The sequence below is a fragment of the Tessaracoccus defluvii genome (assembly GCF_014489575.1).
Lineage (GTDB): Bacteria > Actinomycetota > Actinomycetes > Propionibacteriales > Propionibacteriaceae > Arachnia > Arachnia defluvii.
This window is the reverse complement of the sequence record NZ_CP060789.1, coordinates 1,428,403-1,441,613: the sequence shown is the minus strand read 5'-3', so window position 1 is coordinate 1,441,613 and position 13,211 is coordinate 1,428,403. Positions and strand designations below refer to the sequence as shown.

Annotated in this window: 12 protein-coding genes and 2 tRNA genes; 7 read left to right on the top strand and 7 right to left on the bottom strand. The window is 70.5% G+C overall.

Features of this window, described 5'->3' with window-relative positions:
- The first annotated feature begins 12 nt into the window (after positions 1-12).
- The 4 genes from H9L22_RS06945 to H9L22_RS06930 all read left to right on the top strand — a co-directional run bounded on the left by H9L22_RS06945 (position 13) and on the right by H9L22_RS06930 (position 1,980).
- Complete coding sequence (locus H9L22_RS06945; protein ID WP_187722139.1) at positions 13-816, top strand: fumarylacetoacetate hydrolase family protein; 804 nt, start codon at positions 13-15, stop codon at positions 814-816.
- On the top strand, positions 813-1,739 hold the full coding sequence (locus H9L22_RS06940; RefSeq protein WP_187722138.1) for a CPBP family intramembrane glutamic endopeptidase: 927 nt from the start codon (positions 813-815) through the stop codon (positions 1,737-1,739). Before H9L22_RS06945 ends, H9L22_RS06940 begins: the two co-directional genes overlap by 4 nt.
- 67 nt (positions 1,740-1,806) lie before the next feature.
- Positions 1,807-1,878 (top strand) — tRNA-Gln (locus H9L22_RS06935).
- Positions 1,879-1,907: 29 nt separating this feature from the next.
- Positions 1,908-1,980 (top strand) — tRNA-Glu (locus H9L22_RS06930).
- An 87-nt stretch (positions 1,981-2,067) separates the two neighbouring features.
- On the opposite strand, the gene H9L22_RS06925 is transcribed toward H9L22_RS06930, so the two are convergent.
- From H9L22_RS06925 to H9L22_RS06900, 7 genes are all read right to left on the bottom strand, one after another.
- Positions 2,068-3,714 (bottom strand): SulP family inorganic anion transporter, encoded by a 1,647-nt coding sequence (locus tag H9L22_RS06925; protein WP_226966180.1) that lies wholly within the window; start codon positions 3,712-3,714, stop codon positions 2,068-2,070.
- Positions 3,711-4,088, bottom strand: coding sequence for an ArsR/SmtB family transcription factor (locus tag H9L22_RS06920; RefSeq protein WP_187722137.1), 378 nt, complete (start codon positions 4,086-4,088; stop codon positions 3,711-3,713). The genes H9L22_RS06925 and H9L22_RS06920 overlap by 4 nt, the downstream gene beginning before the upstream one ends.
- A gap of 84 nt (positions 4,089-4,172) precedes the next feature.
- On the bottom strand, positions 4,173-4,472 hold the full coding sequence (locus H9L22_RS06915; protein WP_187722136.1) for a hypothetical protein: 300 nt from the start codon (positions 4,470-4,472) through the stop codon (positions 4,173-4,175).
- Entirely contained in the window at positions 4,469-5,710 is a 1,242-nt protein-coding gene (locus H9L22_RS06910; protein WP_187722135.1) for an inorganic phosphate transporter, read from the bottom strand. The genes H9L22_RS06915 and H9L22_RS06910 overlap by 4 nt, the downstream gene beginning before the upstream one ends.
- Positions 5,711-6,362: 652 nt before the next feature.
- On the bottom strand, positions 6,363-6,800 hold the full coding sequence (locus H9L22_RS20395) for a DUF222 domain-containing protein (RefSeq protein WP_226966286.1): 438 nt from the start codon (positions 6,798-6,800) through the stop codon (positions 6,363-6,365).
- The gene (locus H9L22_RS06905) at positions 6,728-7,357 is read right to left on the bottom strand and encodes a DUF222 domain-containing protein (RefSeq protein ID WP_187722134.1); all 630 of its coding nucleotides are present in this window, start codon (positions 7,355-7,357) and stop codon (positions 6,728-6,730) included. The genes H9L22_RS20395 and H9L22_RS06905 overlap by 73 nt, the downstream gene beginning before the upstream one ends.
- A gap of 168 nt (positions 7,358-7,525) precedes the next feature.
- Entirely contained in the window at positions 7,526-8,494 is a 969-nt protein-coding gene (locus H9L22_RS06900) for an FAD-binding protein (protein WP_187722133.1), read from the bottom strand.
- Between the two features lie 220 nt (positions 8,495-8,714).
- Between H9L22_RS06900 and H9L22_RS06895 the strand changes: the two genes are divergently transcribed.
- Genes H9L22_RS06895 through H9L22_RS06885 form a run of 3 tightly spaced genes read left to right on the top strand, consistent with a single transcriptional unit; the run spans position 8,715 to position 13,209 of the window.
- Positions 8,715-9,017: a DUF6504 family protein gene (locus H9L22_RS06895; protein WP_226966179.1), complete on the top strand. Its 303-nt coding sequence runs from the start codon at positions 8,715-8,717 to the stop codon at positions 9,015-9,017.
- The gene (locus tag H9L22_RS06890; protein WP_187722132.1) at positions 9,017-9,388 is read left to right on the top strand and encodes an SAV_6107 family HEPN domain-containing protein; all 372 of its coding nucleotides are present in this window, start codon (positions 9,017-9,019) and stop codon (positions 9,386-9,388) included. Before H9L22_RS06895 ends, H9L22_RS06890 begins: the two co-directional genes overlap by 1 nt.
- Entirely contained in the window at positions 9,388-13,209 is a 3,822-nt protein-coding gene (locus H9L22_RS06885) for a DNA polymerase III subunit alpha (protein WP_226966178.1), read from the top strand. Before H9L22_RS06890 ends, H9L22_RS06885 begins: the two co-directional genes overlap by 1 nt.
- Positions 13,210-13,211 lie beyond the last annotated feature (2 nt).

Below are 13,211 nucleotides of genomic sequence, written 5' to 3'. Positions count from 1 at the left end.
ACGCTGGCGGCCATGCGCATCGCACGTTTCGCCGTGGCCGGACAGGATCCCGCCTACGGCATCATCGAACTGGCCGTCGACGGCCAGGACCACCCGGACACCATCTCGACGCTCACGGGCGACCCCCTCACCGGGGCCGCCGTGAACTTCACGGGGGAGCGGCACGACCTGGACGACGTCCGCCTGCTGGCCCCGGTGATCCCGCGGTCCAAGATCGTCGCCGTCGGTAAGAACTACGCCGACCATGCGGCCGAGATGGGCGGCGACGTCCCGCTGAAGCCGCTGCTGTTCTTCAAGCCGAACACGTCCGTGATCGGCCCCGGGGAGACGATCCTGCGGCCCGAGGGGTGCGAGGACCTGCACTTCGAGGGTGAGCTGGCGATCGTCATCAAGCGCATCTGCAAGCTGGTGCCGGTCGATCGGGTCCCCGAGGTCATCTTCGGCTACACCGCCGCCAACGACGTCACCGCCCGCGACTGGCAGAGCTCCGACGGGCAGTGGGCGCGGGCGAAGGGATCCGACACGTTCCTCCCGCTCGGACCCTGGATCAACACGCATCTGAGCATCGAGGAAGCCGAGCGGCTGCACCTCGAGACGCGCCTGGGTGACGAGGTCCGCCAGTCCGGCTCGACGTCACAGATGGTGCGCGGCATCGCCGAGCTCGTCAGCTACATCTCGGCCTTCACCACCCTGCTTCCCGGCGACATCATCCTCACGGGCACGCCCGCCGGCGTCGGTGCGATGGAACCGGGCGACGTCGTCCACGTCGAGATCGAGGGTCTGGGGACGCTCAGCAACCCCGTGGCTGACGCGTGAGTCAGCCCACGGTCCTCGACGCGTTCGGCCCGGCGCAGGACGCGCCGTCCGGGGTCGGGTACGGGCTGGCGCTGCGCCGGCCAGGGCTCTCGCCCGTGGTCTCCCTGTTCGCGCTCCTGCTGGGGTTCAGCGGCTTCGCGCTCGTGGTGCCCGTCGTCGCGCAGCTCGTGATCCGCGTGGGGCACCTCATCTCGGGCGGCGACTGGGACGAGTATGTGGCGGCGGCGTCGGCCTACGAGCTGCCCATCGGCCCGTTCTCCAGCCACCTGGGCCTGGCGATGCTCATCCCCGTCTCGATCCTGATCGTGCGCTACCTGATCGGGGTCCGGCCCCGCTGGCTCGCCTCCGTTCAGCCCGGGATCCGGTGGCGCTACCTGCTGGTGTGCCTGGTCGTGGCCGTCGTCGTCCTGAACGGCGCCCTGTGGCTGAGCTACCTGGTGACCGGCATGCCCACCTTCGGCGCGGGGCAGGAGGGCTGGATCACCTTCGCGTTCCTGCTCGCCGTCAGCGCGCCCCTGCAGGCCGCGGCGGAGGAGGTCTTCTTCCGTGGCTTCGTGCTGCAGGCCATCGGCGCCGCCAGCGGCAGGCAGTGGATCGGTGTGGTCGGTTCCTCGCTTCTGTTCGCGCTGCTGCACGGCGTGCAGAACCCGGCACTCTTCGCGCACCGGTTCGCGTTCGGGCTCGTCGCGGGCACCCTGGTGGTCGTCACGGGTGGGCTCGAGGCCGGGATCGCAGCGCACATCGTCAACAATCTGGGGGCCTACGGGTACGCCATGTTCACCATGTCCATCTCCCAGCTGAAGGCCGTCACGGAGATCAGCTGGGGCGAGGCGGCCTGGAACATCGCGGGCTACGCGCTGTTCGGAATCGTCGCCTGGATCGTCGGATCCAGACTGTTCCGCCTGCCCACGACAACGCCCTGAGCCCGTTTTGCGGCCCCCGGGGGACATGGTGTACTGTTCTTCTTCGTGCCCGGGAAACCGGTAGCACAGGGGTATGGGGTAATTGGCAGCCCGACGGTTTCTGGTTCCGTTAGTTCAGGTTCGAGTCCTGGTACCCCTGCGGAGAGTGATACGCTCTCCACTCGCTAGGGCCCCGTTGTGTAGCGGCCTAGCACGCCGCCCTCTCAAGGCGGTAGCGCGGGTTCGAATCCCGTCGGGGCTACGAAAGAGACCCGGTCAGACATGACCGGGTCTCCTTGCGTTTCCCCTCGGGGAGGCGCCGGCGGGGTGCGTGCCCGCCGACGCCGGCTCAGACGGTCACGGCGCAGGCTGCGGTGCTGGTGATGTGGGCCCTGGCGTGCACGACCGCCTCGTACAGGTGGTCGAAGAGGTGGCCGTCGTGGCGCAGCGAGGCGATGACGCCCACCCTCGTGGCGATGCGCAGGTGCTCGGGGCGGATCCCCTTGATCAGCACCGTGATCCCGCGCCGCTCCAGCGAGGTGACAAGGTCCGTGAGGACCTGCGCGCCGGTGGCGTCGAGGAACTGCACCTGGGACATGCGCAGGATGACGACCTGCACGTCCGCGATGTCGGAGACGCCCGCCACCACGCGCTCCGCGGCGCCGAAGAAGAGTGCGCCGTCGAGCCGGAACAGCGCGATCCGCTCGTCTCCTGCCAGCCCCGGGCCGGGGATCCGCTGCCGTTGCACGCCGCTCATCCTGGCGAGGGCGCGCAGGGCGAAGAAGGCGGCCGCGAGGATGCCGATGCCGACGGCGTAGATGAGGTCGACGCTGATCGTCACGAGCGCCGTCACGCAGAAGATCGCCGCCGTCGACCGCGACGACGTCAGGAGCACGGGAAGGCTGCGGTGCGGCACCATCTTGACCGCCGTCACCATCAGAACGCCGGACAGGGCCGCGAGCGGGATCGTCGCGACCAGGCCGCTGGCCGCATACACGACGACCACGAGCATCAGGGCGTGCACGAGCGCGGCGACCCGGGTGCGGGCCCCGGCCCTGATCCCCACAGCGGTGCGGGCGATGGCTCCGGTCGCGGGCATGCCTCCGAAGAAGCCGGCGGCGATCGAGGCGAGGCCCTGACCGACTAGTTCGCGGTCCGCGTGGTAGGGCCCGGTGTCGGACATCGACTCAGCCACCCGGGCCGACAGCAGCGACTCGATGGCAGCCAATGCCGCGACCGTGAACGCCGGGCCGAGCAGAGCCAACCATGTGGCCGGCGCGGCCCACGGGAGGGTGGGGGAGGGCAGTGCATCGGGCAGCGTGCCGATCGTCGCGACGTCCAGCCCGCCCAGCGTGACGACGGCGGTCGCGACGACGATCCCGACGATGGAGCCAGGGATCGCCGGCGCGAAGCGCTGCATCGCCACCATGATGGCGGCGACCAGTGCGGCGAGGAACAGCGGCACCCAGGCACTGCTCCAGTCCGCGCCGGCGATGGACTCGCCAGCGGCGATGAGCGCATTGGTGCTGTGACCGGCGGAGCCGAGTGCCCCCGGTACCTGCTGCAGGAAGATGATGACGGCGATGCCGAGGGTGAAGCCCTCGATCACGGGCCAGGGGATGTAGGTGACGGCCCTTCCCAGGCGCAGCAGGCCCGCCAGCAGCACCATGGCGCCAGCCAGCAGACACACGACGCCCAGAGCGGCGGTTCCGTGGACGGCGATGACGGGGCCCAACACCACGACCATGGCGCCCGTGGGTCCGGACACCTGGACGTTCGAGCCGCCGAAGATCGCGGCCACCACCCCGGCGACGATCGCCGTCACGAGGCCTGCCTCGGCTCCGGCGCCCGAGCTGACTCCGAAGGCCAGCGCCAGCGGGAGGGCGACGATGCCGACGGTCACACCCGCGAGGACATCACCTCGCCAACTCTGCTTCAGGCCGCGGTAGTCGCTGCGAGAGGGGAGCAGGTCGGTGAAGCGCGCCAGGCTGCTCACGACGCCGCGCCGTCGCCGGGGAGGGCCGGCAGGTCGACGGTGGAACTCAGCTGTTCCTGGGTCGACCGCAGCACCTCGCCGAGGAGACGTCGGGAGACGCGGAGCAGTTCGGCTATCTCGGGATGGGTGAGCCGGTAGTAGACGAGGCTGCCGCGTCGGGTAGAGGAGACGAGGTGATGGCGTCGCAGCACCGCCAGATGCTGTGAGAGGTGCGAAGCCTCCAGGCCCGTGTCGGCGAGCAGGTCGGCGACCGGTACCTCCTCAGCGGCGGAGAGGACCTCCAGGATTCTGACCCGCAGAGGGTGTGAGAGCCCCTTGAACAGGTTCGCCTTGACCTCGTAGAGCGGGCGTTGTGCCTCCGAGTACCTGTCCACGTTCCTCCTGGTTTGAGGAATTCATCATACCGCCAAGTCGCGCGGGGTCAGAATCTGGGGAGAGGTGAGGGAGCGCGGGTCGGGTCAGCGCGCAGTGAAGGTGGGGAGGATACCGTCGAAGCCGATGCTCACACCGAGGCCGTGGGCGACGATCGTGCCGACGCCCGCGACGATGCCGAGGATGACCACGGCGAAGCAGAACCCGGCGATCACCTTGGCCACCGGGTGCGGCTTGTGGTCGTTGGCGGCCTCGTCCTCGTCGTGGGTGCCGAAGGACAGCGCCCGGATGCCGAGCGCGAAGACCGCGGGCAGGCCGGCGCCGAGGATGAGCCCGAAGATCAGGACCTGGAGTGCCCCTTCGAGGGCGAGCGAGATGATGTTCATCGCCTGCTACCTGCCTTCTTGGACTCGGTCGGGGTGGGCAGTGTTCGCTGGGTGACGTCCTCGACCCACTCGTCGTTGACGTTGCGGGAGTCGACGCGGGTACGCCGCGAGTGTGCGTACATCCAGCCGGAGAGGGCCAACAGGATGGCGAATACGACCAAGGGGCCGGCCAGCCCTCCGATGAGGCTGCCGAGCCAGAACATCAGTGCGCCTGCGAGGCCGGCGGCGGGGAGAGTGATTCCCCATGCCAGAAGCATCCGGCCGGCGACGCCCCAGTTGACCTTCGCGCCAGGCTTGCCGACGCCCGAGCCGAGGATCGAGCCGGTGGCGACGTGGGTGGTTGACAGGGCGAAGCCCATCTGGCTCGAGGTCAGGATGACGGCCGCGGACGAAGCCTCTGCCGCCATGCCCTGCGGGGAGGTGATCTCGACCAGTCCCTTGCCGAGGGTGCGGATGATGCGCCAGCCGCCGATGTAGGTGCCCAGCGCGATCGCCAGGGCGCACGCGAGCTTGACCCAGAACGGGACGCCGTGAAGATCGGTCCAGTGACCGGTGGCGATGAGCGCCAGGGTGATCACACCCATCGTCTTCTGGGCATCGTTGGTTCCGTGGGCCAGCGAGACGAGCGAAGCGGAGCCGATCTGGCCCCAGCGGAAGCCTGATTCGCGGTACTTGTCGGCGACTCTGCTGGTGATCCGGAAGACCAGCCACGTGCCCACGGCAGCCACCAGGATCGCGATCGTCGGTGACAGGAGCGCCGGAAGGATGACCTTGCCGACGACGCCGTCGAGCTTCGTTCCGTCACCCACCCACTTGACGCCGCCGGCCCCGAGGCCTGCCATCGTCGCGCCGACGAGTCCGCCGAACAGGGCGTGCGAGGAACTCGACGGGAGCCCGAAGAGCCAGGTGAGCAGATTCCACAGGATGGCTCCCACGAGGCCCGCGAGGATGATCATGAGGAGCAGTTCCCCGCCGTCGGCGATCAGCTCTGGGCGTGGGGCGCCGGTGGAATCCTGGATGTTGACCACGGCGTTGGTCACGGTGAGGGCGACCTCGACCGACAGGAAAGCGCCCACGAGGTTCAACACTGCCGAGAGCGTGACAGCCGCTTTCGGCGAGAGTGCACCGGTGGCGATGGTGGTAGCCATGGCGTTGCCGGTGTCGTGGAAGCCGTTGGTGAAATCGAAGGCCAGGGCCACGATGATCACGATGGACAGAACGAGAAGTTCGGGGGGCACGCTCCTAGTGTGCTATCTCTGAGCCGAAACGTCATCCCCGGGTCTGTGGTAGTGCAGCTGACATGGGCGTCCTTCGAGACGCTCGCGCAGGCGCTCGCTCCTCAGGAACCATCCTTCGAGACGCGGGTTCCCTGAGCTTGTCGTCCTTCGAGACGCTCGCGCAGGCGCTCGCTCCTCAGGAACCATCCATTCGAGACGCTCGCGCAGGCGCTCGCTCCTCAGGAACCATCCATTCGAGACGCTCGCGCAGGCGCTCGCTCCTCAGGAACCATCCTTCGAGGCGCTCGCTCCTCAGGATTCTCGTTCCCTGAGCCGGCCGCTTGCGGCCGTGTCGAAGGGCCGGTCCTCGGAGGTCGCTCGTCGGGAGTTCGTTCCCTGAGGAGGTTGCGAGGTACGAGCAACCGTCTCGAAGGGGCGTCCCGCTGGTCGCAGTCCTACTCGTCCGGGGAGGCCCAGGCGGGGGACATGGGGAGGTCGTCGATCGGGAAGTGGCCCGGTGGGTGGTCCTGACTGGTTGTGGGCAGAGTTCTCCCGTGGAGCCGGTACCGGTGGTGCTGACGAGGCCGTCGGCTCGGATCCACGAACTTCGGCGGGGTGAACCGCGGGAACCCGTTGTTGTCGAAGTGGATCTGCCACTGCATCTCTGCCGGTTTCAGCGGGTCGGGTTCTGCGAGGCGGTGGTGGTAGCAACACAGGAGGACTCCGAGGGCGAGGCTGGTGATGCCTCCTGCTTTCCAGGGCTGGGTGTGGTGCCTGTCGCAGGCCGAGGGCGGTGCGTCGCAGCCGGGGAAGGCGCAGCCGCGGTCCCGGATGGCGAGTGCGGTGCTGATCGACTTGGTGAAGTACCGGCGCGACCGGCCGACATCGAGCGGCCGACTGCCGCCCCGAGGACCATGGGAATCAGGTCGGCGTCGCAGGCGAGGCGCCGCGCCTCTCTTGCGGAGAGCCGAGATCCATCGTCGAGGTAGCTGGCTGTGCCGAGGCCGGTGAGCAGGGTGTCGTAGTCGAGGGTGACGATCACGTGGGGTCGGTCTCCGCCGTGTGCGGGGAGTTGGCCGCTGTTCGCGGCGACGGTGCAGAGCCTGGCCAGGGCGTCGGCTCTCTTCGCTGCCGCGCTTGGGCGCTCCCCGGTGTGGGCGTATGACTCGGCCGAGGGGCGTGGTCGGGGTCGATGACTTCGGTCATTCGGGTGGCCAGGGCGAGGAGTTCGCTGGGGTCGAATTGGGTGGCGTAGCCGATGAGTTCGGTTTGGCAGTGGACGGATTGGGTCTCGGTGAGTTGGAGGGGGTTGAGTCCGGTCATGATCGCGCGGGCCTGCTGCTCGGACAACTGTCCGTCACGCAGCGCCTCCAACAGGAGTGGGTAGCGGGATTCGAGTTCTCTGGCGAGGCGGATGTCGCCGCGGACCTGTCTGATCGTGGCCCGGTTGCTGTTGTGGAGGCGGTGGTCGAGTTCGTCTCCGGCGGCGCTGGTGAGCGTGGCCTGATGGATGAGAGCGAGGCGGGTGCCGTTCAGTTTCCCGGTGACGGATTCGATCCGGTCGATCAGGGTGAGGGTGTCGTTGCGGCTCTCTGAACGCAGCGCGGCCAGGGAAACTTCGAGGTGCTCGATGAGCTCCTCGATCCTGGCTGCTGCGGTGCCGTCCATACCGTCTATTCAACAGAGGGGGTCTGACACTTTTTCTGGGGAATGGTCGGGAAACTCTTGCTGGGGTGTCTCGAACATCCGTTCGCTACAAGCGAACAGGCTCTAGGTATCGGTGCTTGTCAGCGCAGAATCCATCGACCAGGTCCGCCGCAGCGCGGACGGCCGGGCCTATCCCTGGGGGAGTCTCGGCAGCCGGAAGTCGACGTTGGTCGGACGACAGTCCTCGCCCGTGAGCCGCTCATGCAGTGCGTAGACGGCGAGCGCGGCGCTGCCGAGTTCGGCCCACGGCTGGGTTCCCGCCGGTGAGGCCGCCGAGGCCCGCAGCCTGCCGTCGGCGCCCGCGATCGGCGTCCGTGCCAGCCAGGCCGCTGCGTCGTGCGCCCGCCCCACCGGCCCGGCGGGCACGCAGTCGATGTCCACGGGCCCGGGCGGCTCGTCGGCCAGCTGCACCCCGCGTTCGGCCAGCCGCGTCGTCAACAGCCCCACCAGCGACGTGCCGGGGCGTGCTGTGCCGTCCGCGGCGACCAGCCGCCACCGCCCGAACGTGCGCTCGACGGCCAGCGGAAGCGCCTCGACGCCCGGTGCCCCCGGGGTGCCGGCGGCGTCCACGACGAGGCGTCCGAGTGCGGGATGCACGCGGTCGGCCAGGTCGCCGGCGGACACGTCCAGCAGGAGCGCGGCCCGCTGCCCGGGCGTCGTGACGGGGGTCGTCCCCTCGAGCGCGTGTCGTCGGAAGACGATCCAGGCGTCGTCCAGGGAATCGATCAGGTCGCGCCAGCGGGCGGCCTCCGCCTCGCCGAGACGCTCGCCGATGGCGCGGAACTGGGCACCGCGCTCGGCGGGCAGCCGCAGCAGGTCCCCCTCTCCAAGGTCGACGGCGACAGGATCGGCCTCGACGAGGGTGAGGTGGGCGCGGTTCAGCTCGGTCGTCAGGTGCCCGCCGGACTTCTTGAACAGATCCCGCCAGGCCGCGGGGAGCGTGATGGTTCCGAGTGGATCGGGATTGGTCGGAACGCCGGGTGCGTAGGCATCGCCCAGCGGCGTTCCCCCCGTCGCGAGGGTCACCTCATGGCCGAGTCGCGCCAGGCGGGCGGCGGCCGCGAGTCCGGCCAGACCCGCCCCACGGATGATCACCATGGCGCACAGGATAGTGGTCGCCCGGGGGTTGACGTTTCGTCGGAGGGAGCGCCTATAGTGGTATCCATCCGAACGCCTGTTCGATTAGTTCGGGGAAGCTCTGGTTGAACAGGCACGGATGATGGGCCGCCCCGGCCCGGCGTGGATTCGACCCCCACGCCGGGGCGGGGCTCCCGGGTCGAACCTAACCGAAATGTTGTGCGATCCCCGGGAGGCGGCCATGCGTACCTACGACGAACCCATCCACGTGCTGTTCACGGACCAGCCGCGGCAGTTCATCTGGCGCGACCGGCTGCTGCTGGTCAAGGAGGTCCAGGGCCGCTGGAACCGGGCCGCCCCGTGGTGGACGGGGCCCCGCGTCCGCGCTGCCCGCGGCGAGGAGATCGCCGCCGCCGAGGGTGACCTGCTGGGAGAGCGGGAGATCTGGCGGGTCGAGGCCGGCAACGGACGCCAGCGCGGCGTCTACGAACTGGCCCGCACCGTCGACTCCGAGGACTGGGTGCTGCAGGCGGTGCTCGACTGATGATCGACCTCAGCCACGCCCGACGGCTCGTCGTCGAGGCGGACATCGCCGACCTCCCCATCGAACGCTTCTCCGGCGCGTACCGGTGCGCAGAACAGGTGGCGCTCGCCGTGGTGACGGCCTCCCCCCGCCGCGGCCGCGGTCGTGCCGACGTGTGGACCCTGCTCGTCGCCGCTGCCCCGGAGCTGGGCGAATGGGGCGGCTACTTCGCCGCCATCGCCCCGCGGGCCCTCGCGGCGGAGGCCGGGGTGCGCGGCGTCGTCGGGGAGCGTGAGGCCGCCGACCTGGTGCGCGACGCGCAACAGTTCCTGCTGGAGTCCGCCCGCTGGCTGCGCCTGCGGGAGCGGGACGTGGCGGGGGAGGCCGGCTGATGACGCCCTTCACGCATCTGCGGGTCGCGTCCGGCTACTCCTTCCAGTACGGGGCCTCGCATCCGGCCGCGCTGGTGGCGGAGGCGGCCCGGCACGACATGGAGGCGCTGGCGATCACCGACCGCGGCGGCCTCTACGGCGCCGTCCGGTTCGCCAAGGCCTGCCTGCAGGCGGGGATCGCCCCGATCGTCGGCGCCGACCTGGCGGTCTCCCCGGACGGCTGGCGTCCCCAGAGCCGGCCCACCGCGGCCCGCGGCGGGCAGCTCCGCGACGACCGGCTGCCACGGATCGTCACACTCGCCACCTCGCGGGCGGGCTGGGGCGCGCTCTGCGGGCTGATCACCGCCGCCCAGCTGACGGGGGAGCGGTCCGAGCCGGTCCTGGTCCGCGAACTGGTCGGGCGCCACTGCGCCGGCCGGGACACGGTCGTGCTGCTCGGCGCCGACTCCGAGGTGGGCGAGGCGCTGGCTGCTGGCCGCCCCGACCTGGCCGCGGAGCGGCTCGCCACCTGGCGCGACGAACTGGGCGAGGGCGTGGTGCTGGCAGCCACCAACCACCACACGGGTGGCCGCGGGGTCGCCTCCGCGCACCAGGCCGCGGGCCTGATCCGGCTGGGCGACGAGACGGGGGTGCCGGTCGTCCTCACCAACGCGGTGCGGATGGCGCGCCGCGAGCAGGCCGCCACCGTCGACGTGCTCGATGCGGCCCGCCGACTGGTCCCGCTCGACCTGCGCAACATCGACCGTCGCAACGCGGAGGGGCACCTCAAGGACGGCGAGGCCATGCGGCGCGCAGCCGAGGAGGCCTGCCTGCTCACCGGCCGCCGCGACGCCGACGATCTGCTCGCCACGACCGCGGACCTGGCCGGGCGCTGCCGCCTCGACCCGATCGGCGACATCGGGCTGGGCGAGATCCGGCTGCCCGAGTTCGAGGTGCTGGGCACGACGATGGCCGAGGCGCCCGGCGTGCTGCGGCAGCGCTGCGAGGCCGGCCTGATCGAACGCTACGGGGTCCCCGGCAGCGACGTGCTCGACCGCCTCGACGACGAACTCGACGTGATCGGTCGGCTCGGATTCGAGTCCTATTTCCTGACGGTGGCCGACGTCGTCGGCCTGGTCCGCGACCTCGGCATCCGCTGCGCGGCCCGCGGCTCCGGTGCGGGCAGCCTCGTCAACTACGCGCTCGGCGTCTCCGGTGTGGATCCCATCCGCTACGGGCTGATCATGGAGCGGTTCCTGTCGCCGCTGCGGCAGGCGCTGCCCGACATCGACCTCGACGTCGAGTCGGCCCGCCGCACCGAGGTCTACGACAAGATCCTCGCCACCTTCGGCGGACGGCGGGTCGCGTGCGTCGCGATGGTGGAGACCTACCGCGTCCGGCACGCCGTCCGCGACGTGGGGGCCGCTCTCAGCCTGCCGCCCGTCGAGGTCGACGCCATGGCGAAGGCGTTCCCGCACATCCGGGCCCGCGACGCAAGGGCCGCGCTGCGGGACCTGCCGGAGCTCCGCGCGGCCGGCCTCGGCGAGGAACGCCTCGACGTGCTGTTCAACCTGGTCGAATCCCTCGACGGGCTGCCGCGACACATCGCGCTGCACCCCTGCGGCGTGATCCTCAGCGACCTGTCGCTCCAGGAGAGGACCCCGTTGGAGGCCAGCTTCGGCGGCTATCCGATGAGCCAGTTCGACAAGGACGACGTCGAGGATCTCGGGCTGCTCAAGCTCGACGTGCTGGGCATCCGGATGCAGTCGGCCATGGCCCACGCCCTCGACGAGATCGCCCGCACCGTGCCGGAGGAGCCTGCGCCGGACATCGACGCGCTCGCCCCGTTCGACGACGCGGGCGTCTACGACATGATCGCCCACCGCGCCACGCTCGGCTGTTTCCAGATCGAGTCGCCGGGGCAACGGGAACTGGTCGGCAAGTTCGGCCCGGAGAACTTCGAGGACATCATCGTCGACATCTCCCTCTTCCGGCCAGGGCCGGTGAAGTCCGACATGGTCACCCCGTTCCTGGAGGCGCGGCAGGGATGGACCGAACCCGAGTATCTGCACGACAGCCTGATCCCCGCACTCGAACAGACCCGCGGCGTCGTCGTCTTCCACGAGCAGATCATCATGATCATCTCCGCCGTCACCGGCTGCAGCCTGGCACAGGGCGACGAGGTGCGCCGCGCGCTGGGCGACCGGGAGAGACAGGAGCGGGTGCGGCGATGGTTCCACGAGCGTGCCGAGGCCGCCGGCTACGACGAGACGACGACGCAGCGGATCTGGTTCATCCTCGAGTCGTTCGCGTCGTTCGGGTTCTGCAAGGCGCACGCGGCCGCGTTCGCGCTGCCCACCTACCAGTCGGCCTGGCTGAAGCGGTACCACCCGGCCCACTTCCTGGCCGGCGTCCTCACCCACGATCCCGGCATGTATCCGAAGCGGCTGCTGCTGGAGGAGGCGCGGCGGATGAACATCGCCGTGCTCGGCCTCGACGTCAACGCCAGTACCGGCACGTACCGTGCCGAGCGGCTGACCGATGGCGACGAGGGTCTCACGCTGCCCGAACACCTCGCCATGGGCGGTGGCGCGCCCGTCCTCGACGGCCTGCCCCAGGTCGAGGGCTGGGGGATCCGGCTGTCCCTGGCCGACGTCAAGGGCATCGCCGCGGCCGAGATCGAGCGCATCGTCGCCGGGCAGCCGTACGACTCCCTCAGCGACTTCTGGGGCCGCGGCCGGGTCGCCGAACCCGTCGTCGAACGGCTGATCCTGGCCGGCGCGTTCGACCGGCTCTACCGGATCGGGCGTCACGCCCCGGTCCGCCGGCGCGGGCAGGTGACCCGCCGCGACCTGCTGCTCGCCCTGGCCGACCTGCACCGCGCCCGCCGGGCCGACGAGCGGGTCGCAGCGCGGGCCAAGGGGCGCCGTCCCCAGGTCCTGAGCGACGACCCGGCCGAGCTGGCCCGCGCGCAGCGCCGCACCGGGGTGGTCGCCGCCCAGGCCGTGCAGGCGGCCCTCGACTTCGGCGCCGAGGCCGACGAGCCGACCGGCGACGTCGTCGCCACCGGGCTGCCGGAGATGGACGAGGACGAGCGGCTCAAGGCAGAACTGGAGATCCTCGGCCTGGACGCCAGCAGCCACATCATGGGCCGCTACCTGCCGCTGCTGCGGGCCATCGGCGCCGCCAGTTCGCGGACGCTGCTGCAGCACCGCAACGGCTCGGAGGTGCTGGTGGCCGGGGTGAAGGTCGCGACGCAGACCCCGCCGGTGCGCTCCGGCCGGCGCGTCATCTTCCTCACCCTCGACGACTCGACCGGCCCCGTCGACACCACCTTCTTCGAGGACGTCCAGGGTCCCTACGCCTCGACGGTGTTCGACTCCTGGATGCTGCTCGTCCGAGGCAGGATCCGACGCACAGGGCCGCGAGGCCTGTCGATCCGGGCCACCGGAGCCTGGGACCTCGGGGCCCTCGACGAGGCCTGGCGGTCGGCGCTGACGGCGGGCGCCACCGAGGCCGAGGCGTTGGCGGCGGTCACCGCGATCCTCGACGAGGTCCCCGTCGGCTACTCGCTGGTCGGCGAATGGGTCCCGAGGGGCACCCCCGCGCACGATCCCGCGGCGGAGCAGGCCGACGACGCCGCCACCGAGCCGCCGCCGGAGGGCTTCGAGCCGCCGCCGGACCCGAAGAGCCGCGCCGGCGGGATGGGCAGACGGCGGGTGCTGGTGCACGCCAGCGGCTTCAAGCAGTCGCCGTACTCCGACATCAAGCCGGCCGGCACGGGAGCGGCGGAGGCCCCACGCAAGCTGTGGCATTCCAGCCCGGGAAGTTCAGGGAGGTGACC